The 19,830-nt window shown below is 49.2% G+C and carries 7 protein-coding genes; 2 read left to right on the forward strand and 5 right to left on the reverse strand.

Annotated features, from left to right (window positions below):
• Positions 1 to 38: 38 nt before the first annotated feature.
• The gene (locus tag J7439_RS04965) at positions 39 to 2,285 is read right to left on the reverse strand and encodes a hypothetical protein (protein WP_209200729.1); all 2,247 of its coding nucleotides are present in this window, start codon (positions 2,283 to 2,285) and stop codon (positions 39 to 41) included.
• A gap of 255 nt (positions 2,286 to 2,540) precedes the next feature.
• Entirely contained in the window at positions 2,541 to 3,800 is a 1,260-nt protein-coding gene (locus J7439_RS04970; RefSeq protein ID WP_209200730.1) for a hypothetical protein, read from the reverse strand.
• Between the two features lie 320 nt (positions 3,801 to 4,120).
• Here J7439_RS04970 and J7439_RS04975 point away from each other — a divergent pair, with 320 nt between their 5' ends.
• Together J7439_RS04975 and J7439_RS04980 are read left to right on the forward strand one after the other, a co-directional pair.
• Positions 4,121 to 5,080: a hypothetical protein gene (locus J7439_RS04975; protein ID WP_209200731.1), complete on the forward strand. Its 960-nt coding sequence runs from the start codon at positions 4,121 to 4,123 to the stop codon at positions 5,078 to 5,080.
• A gap of 345 nt (positions 5,081 to 5,425) precedes the next feature.
• Entirely contained in the window at positions 5,426 to 6,772 is a 1,347-nt protein-coding gene (locus J7439_RS04980) for an ankyrin repeat domain-containing protein (protein ID WP_209200732.1), read from the forward strand.
• A 90-nt stretch (positions 6,773 to 6,862) separates the two neighbouring features.
• Here the strand turns inward: J7439_RS04980 and J7439_RS04985 are convergent, their stop codons facing one another.
• Genes J7439_RS04985 through J7439_RS04995 form a run of 3 tightly spaced genes read right to left on the reverse strand, consistent with a single transcriptional unit; the run spans position 6,863 to position 19,807 of the window.
• Positions 6,863 to 7,060, reverse strand: a complete 198-nt coding sequence (locus tag J7439_RS04985; RefSeq protein WP_209200733.1) for a hypothetical protein — start codon at positions 7,058 to 7,060, stop codon at positions 6,863 to 6,865.
• Positions 7,057 to 10,638: a hypothetical protein gene (locus J7439_RS04990; RefSeq protein WP_209200734.1), complete on the reverse strand. Its 3,582-nt coding sequence runs from the start codon at positions 10,636 to 10,638 to the stop codon at positions 7,057 to 7,059. Before J7439_RS04990 ends, J7439_RS04985 begins: the two co-directional genes overlap by 4 nt.
• 37 nt (positions 10,639 to 10,675) lie before the next feature.
• The gene (locus J7439_RS04995) at positions 10,676 to 19,807 is read right to left on the reverse strand and encodes a hypothetical protein (RefSeq protein WP_209200735.1); all 9,132 of its coding nucleotides are present in this window, start codon (positions 19,805 to 19,807) and stop codon (positions 10,676 to 10,678) included.
• Between the last annotated feature and the right edge of the window lie 23 nt (positions 19,808 to 19,830).

A 19,830-nucleotide genomic window follows, 5' to 3' on the forward strand; every position in this document is an offset into this window, starting at 1 on the left:
AAAAGTGCCTGCCCTGATCGTCTTGTTATCAAATGTAGTTACATTTTATTCAATTCACTTTGTTGGTATTTACAGTCCGGTGGAAAGACGATAAAGGCGTGACATTTTTCAATCTTCTCCTCATTCGTTATATCCAACAATTTGAGCTTCTTATCACACATGTTGTTCTTATCAGTTTTGATGATTCCTTTAATCTGATAGCCATCTTTATGGAAATATTTTGTTGCTTTTATTCTTGCAAATTGAGTACCAGAGGACGTTATATTACCAATTTGGTATCCTTCAGGACTTTCGATCCTCCAGTGCCCTGGTAAATCTTTGGAATCTGTATCTACCTTGTACATCGCCTCAATTGAATTCAAGTGTTTGGTTGACAACACCATTTCAAGAACCCGGATATTTTCGGTTATCTGTTGCAGCTTATCCAATGTTAACGTGTCTTCCATCCCCATACGCCGGGTAAGTGCTTGCAGTAATTCACCCTGTGCTTCGACAGGGTGAATTGAAATCACTTTGGCTATGTCTTCCAGGTTGACCGAGAGCTGCCCGGTGGTGAGTAATTGTTGATGCTTAAAAGGTGAAGTAGCAAAGTTAGCGACTGCTGCCCTGTGGTTAACACGTAAAAATGGTAAGTCCGGGAATGCAGGTTCTATATCAATGAGATTGTATGGGTTTTGATCGAGAATGATGGACCAAAAATTCTTATCTACGATGGTTTTCAACAGGGTCTGATCCAGGTTAGCGAGATTGGCCAGGCAGGTGAGGGCCAATGGGTGAGAATATTTGCCGTGTAAAAAATTACCGGCCCAGTTGCTGTCAAGAAAACCGTGCTGTCTGGCAATAGCGTTGGCAATGTCCGGCGGAATAAAACCAATAAAAATGGGCGCTGAGCCCGGGCGTAAATCACTACCACTGTCTGCACAGACTTTGTTCATGGCTTTGCGAACGATGCCCTGCATTTGTTCCCGTTGGAAAAAGCGCTGTTCATGGTTCGTGCCATTATTGCCAGCAAGGAAAGAGTAGGTATTGAGATGTTGCGACATATTCAGGGCGAGCAGACGTTTGGGAGTGTCGAGTTCATCGCTACGGATAGATTCCCATCGAATAGCAGCAGGAAATTTCTGGACATAGTAACGATCCGCTACGGTGCCATTGGGTTTTGGGATATTTTGCTCTTGAAGTAATGCTTCTATCTCAGCACCAACCCTGGCAAGTACCGGTATTTGAGTACTGAACTCTATCATCGAACGGCAACACCTGGTAAGCGCTATAAGTTTCTCAGGAGTGTCAACATCATTGAATATGTGTTCAGCAATATATTGGACGACAGAGTTTCGTAAATTATCGATATCCTGGCATAGCGCAGGGCTGAGAAATGCTTCCGGTAAAATCAGGGCACTCTCACTGAAGGCAGAGTAATTGATGCCATTTTCATTAAACAGGCGACACAGAACCGGTGGAAACAGGCGATCTTTTTCCCCGGCAGTTAACTGGTCGCCAGCCATGAACGCTAAAAAGTCCTGTGCATAAATCAGTGTGGTGAGTTGGTGATCGGGCCCAAATGCCATCAGATTGTTCGGGTGGAAAATTTTATTGTGCTCACCGGGATCCGTCTGTGGAATCCGGCAGATTGGGCAGGATTCGGCAATATTTTTTGTTGCATTGCCATCAACAAGCCCAAAGTACTCCTCATTTTCACTGGCCACAGGAAACGATAAGTTTCTGGTAGAGCTTTCTGGCAGATGTGATGCATTCTGAGCGCGAAAGACATCCAGCCAGTCGTTTTCACCTGCACGCTCTGCTTGCTTCAATAGCCCGCTATCTTCAATAAGGCTGCCTGTGAAGCCCACCATAAACTGGTCTGACGTTGGCCGGGAAGCCAGGTATTGGCCGGTTTGACTGGCTAAAGCTGATTGGAGGTCAGGGCGGTTAAGGCCATTAAACAGTATCCAGGTGAGCTTTGATGTTTCTTCGGCATTCAGTGATTTGATTTTTTCGACCGTGTCGGCATTGTTCAGATAATCAATCAATTCAGTAGCATCCTTGTTAATCAATTCATTCATTTTTTCCACAATGCAAGCAAATAACTTGTCAGAATTATTGGTTGGCAAGGGGTCGGTGATGCTTTCAATGTTCTTGTATTCTCTGATTTTTTTTGGGTAATTTGCAGGCTGGTACTCAATATCGGGGGGGGGGACAGACAGACCGGCGCTAACCTTTTTTTCTGTTTCACTGTTCGCTTTCAGTACATCTTTGAAATGAACAAGGGGAGGAAATGGGGCCAATTTTGAATGGATCATATCGATACTCAGCAACAGTTTGAATTATTGTGCAATATAAGTAGTTAACCAAATGAAATCATATTTTCTGACTAAGTGGACAGTCACTCTGCGGCGTTACAACTCCGGTCACATAGCTACGGCTATGCTCCCTGCGTTGTGCCTTGCATAGTAACTGTCCACTTAGCCAGAAATATACGATTCCATTTGGCCAACTACTTAAGACCACTCGAAAAGGGAATAGTTCCAATACCGGGAGCTTCAGGTTTCGCCTGGTAAAAGCACTGAGTGCCAGATATGAAACCTTCTGAGTGGTGATATGACGTCCCAGATCAGTCGGCTTTCATCTGGTTTGATCTGTCCACGACGATGACATGGGTAGCTGGTATTAAAAATCATTGACAGTCGATTTGCCTGATGAAATAAAGGCACAATCCCATCCGGCGTAAACTCGTCACTGACAACGATAACTACATAGTTTTTTTTCTGAATATCCAGATCTTCAAGGCTGCATATTTCAAGATTAACACCCACCTTCCAGTGAGGTGAAAGTTGCTTGTTATCAGAGGGTTTGCATATAGATATGATTTTTTTCTTCAGTTTGCCGGACAGCCATGCGCCAAAACGGGGGGGTCTTCCTGCTTCGACAATAACGACTGATACACTCTCCTGAGTCTTTCTGTCAGCGTATTTATCAGGCAATATTTTTTTTGCAATTCCCTCAATATGAATGGCTCGGGATAACCAGCTAATCATATTATTTTTCTTGAATAACCAGGGTCTGCTATATACATCTTCAGACATTAGATGTCGGGAATAGCGTAGTGATTTTTGCCAGTGATTTATAAAATGATCAATATGTTCAATAGTGTCGTCATACTCAGAATATATATTGGCAGTATCCACTTTAATATGCTGAACGTTTTTTTCTGCGTATAGCGGATGGACTTCATTCACATCTTCAATGCCAATACATTTATCTTTCTGCAATGGTCGAGTCGGAATGAGAGGAAAGGATTTGGAACACCATACCCGTACAGTGCCACGGGCGGATAACATATCTCTGGCTTCAAGTTCAAAATCAAAGGGGACGTTATGAATGTCGTTCTGTCTGGAAGTAAACTCGCAGCATGGAATAGTGATCAATGAGAGCTGTTTACAAGTCTTGACTGGCAGGCATGCCTGATCCGTTGAAACATGGGCATTCATCATTAAAACAATCACATGATATTCTGACAGATCATATTTTTCCGGTAGATTGACCTCTTCGACAGGCTTGGCAATCAGCGTCAGATTGTCAGGCAGTACTGATTTAGGTGTTTGTAATACCGGGTCAATGGACAGTACTGGCCAGTCAGTATTTAAAGCTATCCATGCCCCCAGTTTTGGTTTTGGACCCGCACCCACATCTAAAGCGATCAATTTATCATCAGGGCTGTGGGGAATGTGTTTTTTCAGGGTATCCCAGATGGTTAAAATTGTACTGATTTCTTTTAATGACTCCCATTGTAATAAGTCCATGGAAATAAATCGTGCTGCCTGTGCATGTTTGATAAATCTTTGGAATATAGACTTTGTGAGTGTTTTTGCCCAGTCATATTGAGTGTGTTTTTCTATCCGTTTAATTGTTGAATTGTCAGCCTGGTTACAATGATCAGGTGCCGGCAATGAGGAAGGTTTTGTGCCCGGGGGTTGAAAGTATTGTGCAGATGCAAGCATGGTTTTTTATTGCGTTGTTGTTCTGGTGAAACAATAAATGAGTAATCAGAATAGTATTTTAATTTCATGACACCAGCCGAAAATCCAACTATAACGTAAATATCCTGTCCGGAGGTCAAAATATGCCTGTATCACCGTCTGCGACCTCTTCATCGTCAACCCTTGCAGAGCACCCAAAAAAAGCGGACATTCAACCGGCAGAAAAGCAGGTTCAGGTCTTGTCCTGGGGATACCGGCTGACCACACTGACGGCCTGGGCAGGCAACAGCATGTTATTACCTGCCTTGATGAATACGCCAATCACCACCTCTCTGGCCAGGCCATTGATGCAGTCACAATACGATGGAAAACGGCCTGAGCTGCGCCTTATGTTTTCGTCACGGGGGTGGCTGCCTGCCCTGGGTCGTACCGGCATTCGTTATCTCATCGCTGACACAGCCCGTTTGGCCAGTGAGCAGGCCATCAAGAGGCTGGCAAACATCAATGAGACTGATATTCCTTCAACAAAACAGCCACAGGAAAAGTTAAACCTGCTGGTGGATGCGGCCTCGTCGGCCATGATGACCTGCGCCAGTCAGCCCATGACCTCCATGCAGGTCTACCGTCAGGTCCGGCAGAATACATCAGCGGTGGGTCCTCAGCACTTCCTGCAAGGGTTGCTGGCACACCCTGTGCGTGGCAGTGCCAGCAATTTTCTCAGTACTTTCCTGATGTTTAGTCTGGACCGCAATGATCGCCATCTGATTGCCCGCCATCAGGCCGGAGAGATATCCCAGGCACAAATGACGGTGATCCAGACAAGTCTGGGCGGAGTTGTCGGGGTGCTGAATAATTTTCTGAAAACCCACGCTAACGCACGGGCACTGGGCTTGTCCCATAAAGATATTTTCCAGAAAATCATGGTCAAACAGACCCCTTCGGTATTGGCGGCCCAGGTGCTTTATGCCTGGGTACTGGGCGGGGTTGCCAATAAACTCTGGGCATCCTCTATCGCTGCGCTGCAAGGCCTGGACAAGTCAGTTCGTGATCGCTTCCTGATGGAAGCATTGCGGCCAGCAACCAGTGACCACTCGGAGGAATGAAGCGAAATTTTGCGACCGGTCATGTTGTGACTCAGGAAGGTCTATGAAAACAGAGCCACTCCCGCCGACTGATCGGGTCCCGTGTGATCAGATACTCCCGACCTGCATTCAGGGCGATTTAAACACCGGCAGGTCAATAATACCGGTGGTCAAACCGTTCTACACAGGCAGTCTGCAGCAATCGCTCAATCAACAACTTTTTTACGCAGTCTGGCTGAGCGAATTATATTCAGGCCGTTGACCCACCTGATTACTTATGGAGAGTTTCTGTCAACCAGAAAGCAGAAAATTGAGCAATCAAAATCAGAGCCGCAGAGAAGATATCCGTTTTTGCTTAAGAACCTGATGTCACTATCAACCCGGTTTGATGGTACGGATAAGGCAAGACTTTATAATTTCAGTAAAGGCTGTTGCTTTGGTCTTGCATCAAGCTACGTGCTATACGAGCAGATGGGGTGTCCGGAGGAATATGATGAACTATTGGGCACCTTAAGCCAGGATCCGGCATTGGGCTGGGTATGCTGGAATAAGTACTACGCTCATCTGGCTGATGCCATTGTAGTTGCGCAGCAGATGTTTAAAGACGATCCTGCTACGCAAGATCATCAGACACTTTTTTTATTAAAACTGCGGCCTTTTTGTGAATCACTGCTGGCTTTTCATGCGCCGCAAAACACCACGTTGCACACAGTAGTGCCTGATCAAAATACAGAGCAGGCGGCGCAATGGATTGCCTCAGCTGCTGATAGCAATACTCCGATATTACACTCAACTCCCGCATACCCGATTGGGCTTACCGAACCCGGTTTGTGCCTATTATTAAACAAGATTGCAAAAACGACTCCGGCACAGGGCAGCCGCCTTTTTCATCTCAATACCGGCAGGCATCTCCTATCTCTGAAGGTGACTCCTGAAGGATTTGAAATCAGGGATCAAAACACGCTTAACTTTAAGAAGTTTGTTAGAAAGGAACGGGACTTTATCGCCGCTAGAGTCCTGGTCGATACTTTAAACACCAGACAACGCTTGTTCTCCGACTTGGCCGATCCCGACGAGTCAATGGATACACTATTTGCCATTAAGGAATTCACAAACGCTTCATCAGTCAAGAGCAACTCAGTTCACAGGAGTCTTGAAAACCTGTTAGCGGAAATTCCGGAGTCTAATCTTTTGTCCATAAATCATCGTGATCATAAATACAATCCGTTGCTACTGGCTCTTACATTTCAATCCGACAAAGTGACTGAAACAGCCCTGGCTAAAGCCATGGAAACCGCAGACAGGGAACCAGACGTCGTCAATCAGCAAGATGCCCTTGGTCAGACAGCCCTGGCACTGGCTATCTCCAGGAATTATAAAAATGTCGTGGATAAGCTGTTAGATCAACCGGGCATTTGCACCAATCTACCCAGACAAGATGGTGCAATACCATTACACAGTGCCTGTTATTATGGTCACGCTGAAATAGTGGAAAAATTACTCACCCGGGCTGATGTCCAAATCAATCATAAAACGGACGAGGGCGAAACCCCGATACAGATGGCGATCAAAGCCGGGCATATTGACGTTGTTAAACGTCTTATTGAACACGGTGCTGATATTGAACAGTCTTTAATAGCGTTAGCCCCTGAAGCGTGTCATGGTGAAATTAAGGAGCTGGTAGAGGCAGAGCTGATGAAGCGTGAGTTTTAGCCAGCAGACAAGACACAAAAAAGAATGATGGTTACATTGCTTTGATGTTGGCATGAAAGAACGGATACAAGGAGATCGTCGAGCTTCTGATCAGGCAGGGGGCGGATCTGAACGCCACCCGGGCAGCAGATGATGCCCTCGCTGCACATCGCTGCCGAGAAGGGCAATACCTACTGCCAGCAGTTCCTGATCAATGCCTGGCAAGGAAGGGAGCAACAGAAAGTATTGTGTTGTCCAGTAAATACCAGGTCTCACGATCACTATGTCGGTCATGGGTACCTGGCTCAAAGCCACTCCTCGAACTCTGCCAGCATATTGTCCCTGACCACCTGTTGCCAGCCATCAGCTGTGGTTTTGCCCCGTAATTCCTGCAGACTGGTTCGTGCTATCTGGGCGATTAATTCATTTTGCAGTTGGGGATCATTTACCGTGTTGCCAAACAGCTGTGGGAAGTGTTCGCTGACCAGCGACTTGATGGTGCGGTAGCTGCTGAGTATGTCGGTAATACCCTTAGTCGTAAACCGGTGCAGCCCGGCCACGGTCGGCATGGACTCGGTGCCGGTTGCCATCAGGTTGGCCTGTTCGCTGGCGCTGGTCCGGTGCGGCAGCAACTGCACCACCAGTTGACCAAGATAGTGGGCATTGTCCTGGTTTTGCTCAATCCCTTCGCGGATAATTCGTTTGGTAATTTTCTGTTGGTTGATCGCTTCACCCAAGGCTTCCACCCTGGTGTCGTGCAAGTTGGTAAACAGTTGCCAGGCTCTCTGGCTCAGCCTGAAGCTTTGCCAGTCAGGTGTCCGGGTGCCAATTTCACCAGTGTTGGCTGCCGCCAGGCTGCGAGCATCGGCCTGTAATTGCCGCAGCGGTCCGGAACAAGAATCCTGGCCCAGGTGATCCGGCTGTTTGTCCAGCAATACCAGCAGCTCCAGCTGTTCAGACAGTGGCAGCTTCATAAAGCCGGATTGAGCTTTATCATAGTTGCCGCTGGCCAGCTCTCTGGTCAGGGGAACGGTTTTTGCTGGCAGATGGTCAATCGGGTTTGTGGCGTTCAGTCGTTGTCCAATCAGCCTGGCGCTCTGGCTGTTATCTGCTGCAACCCCTTGGTGCTGAGGCAATAGCGGGCGGCCACTGACTTTGGCGGCCAGCAGATTGGCCAGCATCAGTGTACCGGCAACCGGGTAGTTTGCCGGGGTCAGGATGGCGTTGCTGCTTTGTTGGAGATTGCCGTTAATTGCCGGTGGTGCACTGCCCCGGAGTGACAGCGGATTCAGATAGCCAGCCAGCTGACCCAGAGTTTGCACAGCGCCTGCCAGCATACCTTTATGCTGGCTTGCCCCTGAGATGGTGGGCTGCCCGGAGAGATCCCGGCGCTTTCTGGGGTGACTCTGGTTCCTGCTGCTTGCTGGCTGCAGATTTACCGGTTTTGGCAGCTCAGCACGATAGCCATCCGGATCTTTGATTACATCCATAAAGGTAGACGGCAGGTAAAGTACATCCTGACCGGCTTCACCAGGGGCGACTTCATCGGCACCATGACCATGGTTGCGCAGATAGGTTTTTTGCAGGTCATCAATGAACAGCTCTTTCTCCTGCCGCAAGACAGTGTCCAGTAACGGTTGATTGTCTGAGCTCTGCGGTTTGGCCAGCAGATCGCTATCGACCTGTCGGCTGGAGTTAGTATTCATGGCCGCTGACCAGAGGCTTTCACGCGCCTGTAACACCGGACTGTCGGTTCCTGACTCTGTTTCAGCCTGTTGCAGTTGGCTGCGCTCATCCCGACCTTCCAGCGCCAGCGTGAGGTCGGTCATAAACAGGTCAAAGTCATCAGGATCGGATGCCGTCGGCTGTTGCAACAGCACCTTGATCAGGTGGGTTGAAGCCGATGGATTTCTGCCCGTGCGATCATCGGTACCACTTGCCAGCTGTCGTATGTCCTCTGCGCTCATTGTCTGCTTGTCGCTATAGCCAGCAGCAAAAAACAGCTGTCGACGAACATCGTTAAGAGTGGCGTACATGTCGATAAATTTATCGGTCAACTGGGCACGGATAAGGGCTTTACCGGTAACAATTGGCTGAGTGTCATCATCTGAAAGTGAGGACAGGGTGTTCATAGACTGGTCGCCAGATTGGAAAATACGGCGAAAACTGTCGCTGAACTGGTTGTTAAGCCGGTTCAGCGTATCACCCAGAATGATGCGTTTCTTAATACTGCCGGGGTTTGTGTCCGGGCCTGCCAATTGGCGTATCTGTGCCAGTGCCTGGTGGTAGGTCCCGGCAATGCCCTGGTTGAATCGTGACTGATTGTGGAGGGCCTTGTCCACAAACTGTTTGATGGTGGTCGCTGACAATCGATAATTCCCGGTGTGGGTGTTTGCGGCAGTATCGCCGGAGGTTTGACGGCCGGTGTCTGGCTGCTCAAGACTGGCCGTCGTGTTGCCCGGCTGATGTCCCATGGGCCCGTGGCTTTGTCCGGCTGAAGTTGCCAGGTCTTTTGCTGGCTTGTTGGGGCGGCCTGAGCGGTAACCATCCGGGTCGCGAATAACATCCAGGAAGGTCGATGGCAGGAAGAGTACATCCGGGCCCGCCTCTGCCCGGGTGATTTCGCCGTCAAATCGGCCTCCGTGGTTCAGGTGGATTTGCTGGACGTCATCAATAAACAGCCCTTTTTCCCGCTGCAGAATATCGGTTAACACCTGTTGATTATGGGCTCTGTCCGGATCGGCAACCAGTGTCCGGCTGATCTCGGCCCGGGTAAACTTCATGGCTGCTGCCCACAGCTGTTCCTGTTGGCGAGCCACTGGGTTGCTGGTTGTCGACTCAGTCTCTGCCTGGTGCAACTGCCGGATTTTGTCCTGACTTTCCAGTAACAGGCCCATATCCACCATAAAACGGTCGAAGCTGTCCGGGGATTGAGACGACGGTTGTTGTTTGATGGCTTTGACCAGGTTGTCTCCAGCCAAAGCATTCCTGCCCTGGTTGTCAGCTGCCTCCGGTTGCCTGCTGTCTCCCCCGCTAAGCCATTGGCTATCAATATAGTTGGCGTCAACAAACAGCTGCAGGCGAAGATTCTCCATGGCCGTATACATGTTCTGAAAGCTGGAGATCAGTGTGCTGGTGATTCCGCTACTGGCTGACAGCATTGACTGGTCATCATCCGTTGCTATTGAGCGTATTGACTGGCTGGCATTATGGGCTAATTGAAAAATATCCAGAAAGTGGTCGCTGAACTGCCCCTTGAAGCTGTTGAGTCCGTCACCCAGCGCGATCCGTTTCTGAATGCTGTGTTGTTGTTGATCAGCAGTGGGTAATTGCTGGATGTGTGTCAGTGTCTGGTTGCGAGTTGCCTCAATCCCCTCATTGAACAGCCGGGTGATGGCTTTGGTGCTGTCGGTGAACGACTGGGTGATGTTCGATAGCGGTTTATCAGTAACGGACTGTGATAACGGCGCAATGGTGACGTTGTCAGTGGTCGTGGTAACTGCCATTGAGCTGTCTGACAGTTGAGTAGCTGATGGCGTGATGGTGGTACCGGGGCTGATGGTAGAGGTCTGTGGTACCTGCAAGGTAGACGACGCTTTTCCAGGGGTTGTGGTCGTGTGGGTTTCCGGCCACTGACTGTTTTGCCCAACGGATGCAGATGGCTGCTGGTTTAGACAGGCGGACAATTTGTGCTCCAGCAGACTGAGTTGCTTGCGCAACTGGAACAACTTTTCTTCACTCCTGATCAATTGCTGCGCCTGTGAGTTGGCCGCTATCTGCCGGGACTTGAATTTGCCCTTTGCTGATTGGCCGGAAGCACTGTCAACACGGGTGAAAGTCGCCGCAGGTTGATAGGCAGATGTCGTTGATGGGACTGGATGATTCATAGAGATTAACCCTGAACTTGATTGAATGACTGATTGTTCAGCTGGCTTCAGCCGGGTCGTTATGGAAGTCGGCAAATTCCCTGAACATTTGCTGTGTGACTGCCTGTTGCCACTGACCGGTTGTTTTGCCCTTGAGTTCCTGCAAACTGCTCCTTGCTATCTGGGCGATCACTTCCTCCTGCAACTGGGCATCGTTGATCTGATCGCCGAATAATTCCTGGAATTGCCTGCTGACCAGCGACTTGATGTTTGCGTAGCTGTTGAGAATTTCGGTGATGCGTTGTCGACCGAACTGGTGCAGTTTGACTGGCTTCGGCAGCGCTTTGCTCCCGGTGTTGATCAGTTGGGCCCGGTCACTGGCACTGGTGCGCACCGGCAGCAGTGTTATCACCAGCTGATTGAGGCGCTGGGCATCATCCGGATGGGGCTCAAGGCCCTTGCGCTGGATCAGTGCCGCTGTCTTCATCCGGTTGATCGCCTCTGCCGGTGCCTCAAATCGGGCGTTATGCAGATGGGTAAACAGTTTCCAGGCTTGCTGGCTCAGCTGGAACGTTTGCCAATCAGGGGGCTGCCTTTCCGAAGGCTGATCTGCGCCTGCCGGGATAGCCGATGGTGTCTGTGTCGCTCCGGCGAAATCGGCCTCCAGCCGGGCCAGGGGTTCAGCAAAATGGTCAAGACCCAGATAGTCAGGTTTGCTGGCCAGATTCCTCAATAGCTCCAGTTGCCTGGCCGGTGCCAGACTCATAAAGCGGGACCGGGTTTTATGGTAACGACCGGAAACCAGGCCGTTGATCAGTGGCAGGTCAGCTGGTGGTGTGAGGTCAACCCGTTGACTGGACGACAAACGTAGTTTAAGACGTATGGCCAGTGAGACCCTGGCGCGGGCCTGCGAACCCTGCTCCAGCCCAAGCCATTGACTTACTCGTTCGACAAACTTCTGGGGCTGGCGACTATGTAGTTGTTCTGCCTGGTCAATTATTTTGTTGGACAGAAGCTGTGGTATATCGTTGTTCTCTGCCTGCTCAGCCAGCCGACTTCTGGCCATGGCCTGTAACATGATTTTTGCCAGTTGCCGGGTTGCTCCATGGTCGACGGTCTGGCCCGTTGATGGATCACGGAAAAGTGGTGTGCCGGAGGCCTGGCTGGTACCGCGCAGGGAGCCATCGGCCCGGAAAATATGGTCAGGCTGCTGGTGTTGTATGCCCACCGACGTTGAGGTGAGAACGTTTAACAGAAAGTTTTCCGTTACCTTGATGCCAGATGCTTCTGGCAGGGTCTGGACAATGGCCAGATTAATCAGATCGTCCTGGTCCCACTGTGAACTGATTTTTTTGTCCGTGGTGGCCAAATCATTGGCCAGATCGCTGGCCAGGGCCGAAAGCTCTTCCCGCAACTGTCCGGCCAGGGCCTGGCTGTCCGTCAGCAGCTTCATGCCCGGTGACTGGTCAAGCGGGGAGGCGGTCTTATCCATGGTTTGTGGAGTTGTGGTGTGATATATGGGACGATCGCTGATTTTTGCAGCCACCAGGTTGGCCAGTGTCAGGTTGTCGGTGACCGGATAGTTTGCCGGTGTTATGGCGTTTTTGGCGGTACCACCGGGTGTGCTGGCTATGGCCAATGGTGTGCTGGTCTTGCCCGGGTCAGGCTGGACACGGGGCATGCCATGGGATGGGGGAGTTGGAACGGAGCCACTCTCCAGTTCCCTGGCAGGATTTATATCGGGCTGTTGCCAGATATTCTCAAACAACAGCGCCTGCTCCTGTTGCAAAATACTGGTTAATAACTGATGGTTGTGGAGCCTGTTTTGCCGGGCCATGATATCACTGTTCAGCTCTTCTGCTTTTTCCACTGGCCCGGTGTTCAGCAGAAACTCGCTCAGTTCCGCCATAAAACGATCAAAGCCACCAGGGTTGGTCGGCTGTGTTTGCTGCTCGATGGCCTTGAGCAGGTGGGCTGTATTCAAGGAGGGGGTGGCGGGCGGGGCATAGACACCAGACGCCAGTTTTTTGATGGTGGCACGGTCCAGCGGCTGTTGGTTGGTATAGCCCAGGACTGACAGCATCTGCAGTCGTATATCACTGAACGTGGCATACATTGCCCGGAACTCGGAAATGACCTTGCCGCTAATGATGGATTGGGCGGTGCGACGGTTATTTTCAGTGGTTGCAACGGAGTCCAGAGACTTCATAAACCGGTGAGCAGATTTATAAATATCCAGGAACTCGTTGCTGAATTGTTGGTTCAGTTCGTTCAGTGAATCCCCCAGAAGAACCCCTTTTTGAAAACTGTTTAACGGTTGCCCTTGCGTTGTTGTTGCCTGGCGGACCTGGTTGCGTGTTTCGACATAGGCTCTGGCCATCTTTCTATTGAATCGTGAATGGATTGTTTTGCTTTTGTCTGTGAATGATTTGATAACTCCCGGCAGTTGTTGGTTGTTATCAGATGCCGTCTGAGATGTAGCATTTGTTGTTGCAGTGTCTGTTGTGGTTTCGGTGTGGTTTGCAGGATCGGAAATACTGGCGGTCTTTTCTTGCGTGGTGTGGTCGGATGCTGGCGCTGCTGTGGTTGGCTGTTGTGTTGTGGTCTGTTCAGCGGCCGTGCCTGTAGAAGATGCAGACGTCATTGATGGAGAAGCAGCTGAGCTATCTCTTGAACCAGAAGTCACTGTCTGAGTGGAGGTGTCGTGGATTGTTGTTGCCGCCTGGCTTGATTGCCTGGTTTGTGCATCGGCTGAGATTGATTTTGAGGCTGGAGGCGCTGTTGTGCTCTCAGATATACCAAGGTTGCCTTCTTTTGCGGTGGTTTCAGACGAGAATGCTGTTTGTCCGGTTGTCGATTGATGTATTGCTTTTTTATCCGTTGTTGTCTGAATTGTAGCGGCTGTTGGTGATTTTGTTGATGGAGCTGTTCCTGTGGCTGTTGAAGTTTCTGACAGCGGTGAAGCGGTCGTTGTGCTATCTGAAGTGCCGGAAGTTCCTTGTAGTCCCTGGCTATCCGACGTTGATTGTGCTGTTTCTTGAGATACTGCTTGAGGTGCAGATTGTTGCGTTGTTGTCTGTGCGGTTGTCTTGCCTGTTGATGCAGACGTCATTGATGGAGAAGCAGCTGAGCTATTTCTGGAACCAGAAGTCACTGTCTGAGTGGAGGTGTCGTGGATAGTTGTTGCCGCCTGGCTTGATTGTCTGGTTTGTGCATCGGCTGAGATGGCTTCTGAGGTTGAAGACGCCGTTGTGCTGTCAGGTATACCAGGGTTCCCTTCTGTAGCAGTGGTTTCAGTTGATATTATTGTTTGTCCGGTTGTCGATTGGTGTATTGCTTTTTTATCAGTTGTCGCCTGAGTTTCAGTGGTTCTTGGTGATTTTGTTGATAGAACTTTTCCTGTGGCTGTTGAAGTTTCTGTCAGCGGTGAAACGGCAGTTGTGCTATCTGAAATATCAGTAGTCATTTTTTGACTGGTGGCATCAGACGTTGATCGTGCTTTTTCTTGAGTGATTGATTGTTGCGTTGTTGTCTGTTCGGCTACCGTGTCTGTTGATGCAGGTGCCAATGACGAAGAAGCAGCTGAGCTATCTCTTGAACCAGAAGTCACTGTATGAGTAGTGGTGTCGTGGATAGTTGTTGCCGCCTGGCTTGATTGTCTGGTTTGTGCATCGGCTGAGATGGCTTCTGAGGTTGAAAACGCCGTTGTGCTGTCAGATAGACCAAGGTTGCCTTCTGTTGCGGTGGTTTCGGATGAAAATGCTGTTTGCCCGGTTGTTGATTGATGTATTGCTTTTTTATCAGTTGTTGTCCGAGTTGTAGCGGCTATTGGTGATTTTGTTGATGGAGCGGTTCCTGTGGCTGTTGAAGTTTCTGTCAGCGGTGAAGCGGTCGTTGTGCTATCTGAAGTGCCGGAAGTTACCGGGAGTCCGCGGCTATCCGACGTTGATTGTGCTGTTTCTTGAGATACTGCTTTAGAAACAGATTGTTGCGTTGTCTGTTCGGCTGCCGTGCCTGTTGATCCAGGTGCCAATGACGAAGAAGCAGCTGAGCTATCTCTTGAACCAGAAGTCACTGTATGAGTGTTAGTGTCGTGGATTGTTGTTGCCGACTGGCTTGATTGCCTGGTTTGTGCAGCGGTTGAGTTTGATTTTGAGGCTGGAGGCGCTGTTGTGCTCTCAGATATACCAAGGTTGCCTTCTTTTGCGGTGGTTTCAGACGAGAATGCTGTTTGACCGGTTGTTGATTGATGTATTGCTTTTTTATCAGTTGTTGTCTGAGTTGTAGCGGCTATTGGTGATTTTGTTGATGGAGCGGTACCTGTGGCTGTTGAAGTTTCTGTCAGCAGTGAAGCGACAGTTGTGCTATCCAAAATGCCAGAAGTTATTTTTTGGTTGGTGGCATCAGACGTTGATCGTGCTTTTTCTTGAGTGATTGATTGTTGCGTTGTTGTCTGTTCGGCTAGCGTGTCTGTTGATGCAGGTGCCAATGACGAAGAAGCAGCTGAGCTATCTCTTGAACCAGAAGTCACTGTATGAGTAGTGGTGTCGTGGATAGTTGTTGCCGCCTGGCTTGATTGTCTGGTTTGTGCATCGGCTGAGATGGCTTCTGAGGTTGAAGACGCCGTTGTGCTGTCAGGTATACCAGGGTTCCCTTCTGTAGCAGTGGTTTCAGTTGATATTATTGTTTGTCCGGTTGTCGATTGGTGTATTGCTTTTTTATCAGTTGTCGCCTGAGTTTCAGTGGTTCTTGGTGATTTTGTTGATAGAACTTTTCCTGTGGCTGTTGAAGTTTCTGTCAGCGGTGAAACGGCAGTTGTGCTATCTGAAATATCAGTAGTCATTTTTTGACTGGTGGCATCAGACGTTGATCGTGCTTTTTCTTGAGTGATTGATTGTTGCGTTGTTGTCTGTTCGGCTGACGTGTCTGTTGATGCAGGAGGCAGTGACGAAGAAGCAGCTGAGCTATCTCTTGAACCAGAAGTCACTGTATGAGTAGTGGTGTCGTAGATAGTTGTTGCCGCCTGGCTTGATTGTCTGGTTTGTGCATCGGTTGAGATGGCTTTTGGGGTTGGAGGCGCTGTTGTGCTGCCAGGTATGCCAGGGTCGCCTTCTGTTTCGGTGGTTTCCGGTGTTGATGATGTTATTTGACCGGTTGTCGATTGATGTCTTACTGTTTTCTCAATTGCTGCCTGAGTTGTAGTGGCTGTCGTAGATTGATCAGTTTCTGTGGCCGTCGAGTCTTCCGTTGGTGTTGAAGCTGCTATTGTGCCAGCTGGAATGTTGGAGGTGCTTTCCTTGGTGATAGTCTCAGGCGTTGTTGAGGCTATTGGTTGATTTGTTGATTCATCTTCATCTGTTGTTATTTCTCTTTGTGCAGCCTGTGTTGTCACTGGAGCAGATATTGTAATGGCATCAAGAGTTTCGGTTTGGCCAGTTGAATACTCCCTGCCCGTTGAAGACTCCCTGCCAGTTGAAGACTCCCTGCCCGTTGAAGACTCCCTGCCCGTTGAAGACTCCCTGCCATTTGAAGACTCCCTGGTTACTAAAGCAGTAGCTGCTTCTGTTGGTTGGTCAGGGCTAGTTGTATCGTCTGGAACGATGGCATTAGCTGCATTAGTTTTTTTGCTGATCCCGTAGGTTGTAGACGCCACTGGTTTTGTTGTTGACTGTTGCATGGCATGTGCTGCGATAATCGCCTGCTTTACTGCATCTTCTGCAATAACCACCTGTTTTGCGTGTTGCTCTTTTTCGTGTTTTTTGTGTTTATCAATACCTTTTTTTATCGCCTTGACAAGCTTTTCTAATGTTTTGCCTACTTTCTTTAACACGACAACACCACCGCCAGCGGCTACCCCGCCACCGGCACTTGCCCCGCCGGCTGCTCCCCCTGCACCGGCTCCAGCAGCAGCTGCTCCAGCGCCAGCACCAGCACCAGCTCCAGCGCCAGCAGCAGCTCCAGCGCCAGCGCCAGCACCACCAGTGCCTGCTCCTTCACCGACTCCTTCACCGACTCCTTCACCGCCTTCACCGCCTTCACCGTCGTCTCCCTGGCCACAGCTACCAGTTGACCGCCTGCATTTAAGAGCTTTTCTTCCAGCTTTTTTTACAGCTTTTTCTCCAGTCTCTTCAAGGGCTTTTTTCCCGGCTTTTTCTTCGGCCTCTTCGGCAGCTTTCTTCCCAGCTTCTTCTCCAACTTTCTCCCCGACGCTCTCGCCGGTGTTTTGAGATATCCGGCTAAGGACTCTGTCGGCAGCATCCTCGGTGACCTCAGTGGCCATTCGTGACAGGCATTCGGGGCAGCGGGCGATGAATGATAACACTGCCAAGCCAATTTCTGCGGCAGCGCCGCCGATCCCGCCACCGATTATCCCACCAATAGTACTACTGGATACATCGCTGCTGCCCTTGCTGTCGGGTGCGGCATGGGCACCGTCGGGTTGGGCTCCACTGGCTTGCGCTCCAAAGGCACCAGCGCCCGGCTCTGGGACAAGCAGGCTTAAGTCCCTGTCAATAGCCAGCTTGACCAGCTCTCCGGCAGTGCTGGTGGCCAGGTCAGTGGTTGCCGATGCCGCACCCTGTGGCACTGATTGAGCATCGGCATCAGCGGTTTTTTTCGGGGCAGTGGACAGGTGCTCGCCGATGTTATGCAGTGTGGTGACTGCGTGGGCATTCATCAGCTTGAAGTTAGTAAATATTGGGTGATCGGTGAGTTCAGGATTGGTTTTAATGTATTCAATGGCTGCAAGGATTTCCCGCATCAGATAAACCATGGGCATTTGCGCAATCTTTGCCAGCTCTTTTGTCTCTGATGGTGACAGGGATTTCAGGTTAATGTTCAGAAGTTTTCGAGTGGCATCAGTTTTGACGGTATCAAGGTATTTTGTCGTCAGGGCGTTGATTCTTTCCTTGTCAAGTGCTTTGAGTTCGGAGGGGAGGTGGGTCACGATATCTTTAACTGTGAGCGCTGAATCCCTGATCACTTCCATGTCTTCCATCGGATCCAGCAAAGCGCTGGTAAGGCGACAGAAACCACTACCGGGAAGAGGGGCAGTCTGACGCCCGGCGTGCATCGGTAATTGATATTCATGAACAAAGTGCTGCAGCGCATTGGGTATGGCTGCTTTTAGTTGCTCCAGAGTTGCGCCAGTAACCGTGGTCACACCGGTTAGATGATCTTGAACAGTGAGCCTGAAGAGATTGTTGCTTTTGCTGAAAGCAAAGTAACAGACGTGTTGCGCAACAGGACGGACTGCAAATTGGATTGTCTCAGTGCCAAGGCTGTCAACAGGAATCTGGTCTATCAGTTTATCGATCAGATTGCTCATTGAATTGAAACTGCCCGAGTCAACCTGAGACAATAGATCTTTGCGCACAGCAATAGATTTGTTAATAATCTGGGCAACATACAGGCTTTCAGCATCCAGACCAATCGATTCGGGATGGTAGAATGGTTTTATGGGGGTCTTGTAATCCATTAGATCTTGCAAGGCAATTCTGACCTGGAGCGGGAGTCGACTGTAATCGAAACCAAATACTATTGAATTGGCCAGACTCACCAATGAATTGGTGATCATCCCATAACGACCGGCAATGGCTGTGGCCATGAAATCCCCGGCACAAAATCCTCTTGCAAATTCTGAATCGAATGCCAGGTTCAGGGCATCCTGGGCAGCTGTTTCAAGAATGAGTGGTTGCAGAGAGACCGAGGCAGCTGCCTTATTGGCCAGTGTTACTAAGGGGTTAATGTTGTTGGCCAGTAAATGATTGACCTTGATTAAAAAGTCAAGATAAGGGTCGTTTGATACGAAGTCATCTGGGCTAAAGTATGCTTTTTGGTGCAGTATATTAGCAGTGAAGGCAATTTCACCAACCCGGTAATAATTCCCGTTAGTGATGGCCTGTGCAATTTCTTGGTTATACTTCTCCAGTCCTTTGATAATTGTTGTTTTGTTTTTCATCCATTCAAACATTTCTTTAAATTCGTTGTCATCAATAAGGCTTTTGTCTGTATACACAGATTTGTTGAAGGTATTACGCCTGTCTGCGAAGCCTTTGAAGAATACCTGCATTTCTTTAGTCATAGGCGCTTTCTCAAATTTAACCAGTGCCTTGAGCAGAAGATCAGTGAATGCTTTTGTAATGGTTCTTCTGGTTCTTTTGCGTTTCGTGTCACCTTGCTCGAGGTTTGGGAGGAGATTTTTTATTTCATCAGTCAGCTGTTTCAGTTCGTTATCATAAACCCTGGCAACGGCTGGGAAGGATGTTTTAATGGCCTGGGTGAAGGTTGAAACGATTAGTACCAGATTGAATAGTTCATACATTGTCACCCTTTTTTCAATACTTGATATTAACTCGAACAAGTCAATCATTGGGTGTGGTTGCTGACTGTAACGAATGTGCGGCAATGGATCATCCGGACGTTTACCGATGATTGTTTCAGGCTGCTGAACTAGCCCAGTGACATTGCCCAAGTAATTTGGCGTATTTACTGTGTGCTTTTTTCGCTGCTGTAGATATTCCGTCAGCTTGTTTTTCAGTGACGCCATTAACGTGATTTTTACACTGTCGGAAACCTGCTCCTTCAGTGCAGGGAGAGCAGTCGTCGGGATAATTGTGCTTGTTCCGTTGGTCGCCTGGGTTGTGTTTACCACTTGGGTTGTTATAGCCGTTGCTGAACTGTCGTTAACAGTTGTGTGTGTCGGTATTGAGGGTGTGAAAGTACTGTTATGGGCTGCATGGTCAGCAGCCGATAAGGTGGGTGACGAGGCAGTGCTGTCAGTTATAGAGACTGGTGGTAGTTCTGTGGTTTCCGTGCTGACGTCGGTGGTAGTGGAGTCTTCGGATAATGGTGTGAGCGGTTTGTGAGCAGTGGAATTTGTGCCAGGGCTATTGCTGTTATTCTGATGAGTATTCTGACCAGGCACAGGGGACTGCTTAATGAAAAGTGTATCATCGGTACGATGTCGGAGGCACTCAGTTAATTTCTTTTGCATATCTTGTATCTTGCCTTCCAGAACCTTGGTTTCTGCCTGGTTTTTATTAATCAGTTTCTGGACATCTGGCTCGGCATTTGCTCGATAAGACCGAAATTTCTTTTTGGTTGATGGTTCGGGTAAGTCGCTTTGAACGGTTTCAGCAGTATATGTATTCTGATAAGTAGCGGTTGTTGGTGCTATCTGATTATTCATTACCGGTAACCTGTGTCTTGGTT

The sequence above is a fragment of the Salinisphaera sp. G21_0 genome (genome assembly GCF_017744115.1).
GTDB lineage: Bacteria > Pseudomonadota > Gammaproteobacteria > Pseudomonadales > Endozoicomonadaceae > Endozoicomonas.

Excerpts from the sequence above, each read along its gene's own strand:
- J7439_RS04970 (WP_209200730.1), bottom strand. The coding sequence starts at position 3,800 with ATGGACTTATTACAATGGGAGTCATTAAAAGAAATCAGTACAATTTTA.
- J7439_RS04995 (WP_209200735.1), bottom strand. The coding sequence starts at position 19,807 with ATGAATAATCAGATAGCACCAACAACCGCTACTTATCAGAATACATAT.
- J7439_RS04990 (WP_209200734.1), bottom strand. The coding sequence starts at position 10,638 with ATGAATCATCCAGTCCCATCAACGACATCTGCCTATCAACCTGCGGCG.
- J7439_RS04975 (WP_209200731.1), top strand. The coding sequence starts at position 4,121 with ATGCCTGTATCACCGTCTGCGACCTCTTCATCGTCAACCCTTGCAGAG.
- J7439_RS04980 (WP_209200732.1), top strand. The coding sequence starts at position 5,426 with ATGTCACTATCAACCCGGTTTGATGGTACGGATAAGGCAAGACTTTAT.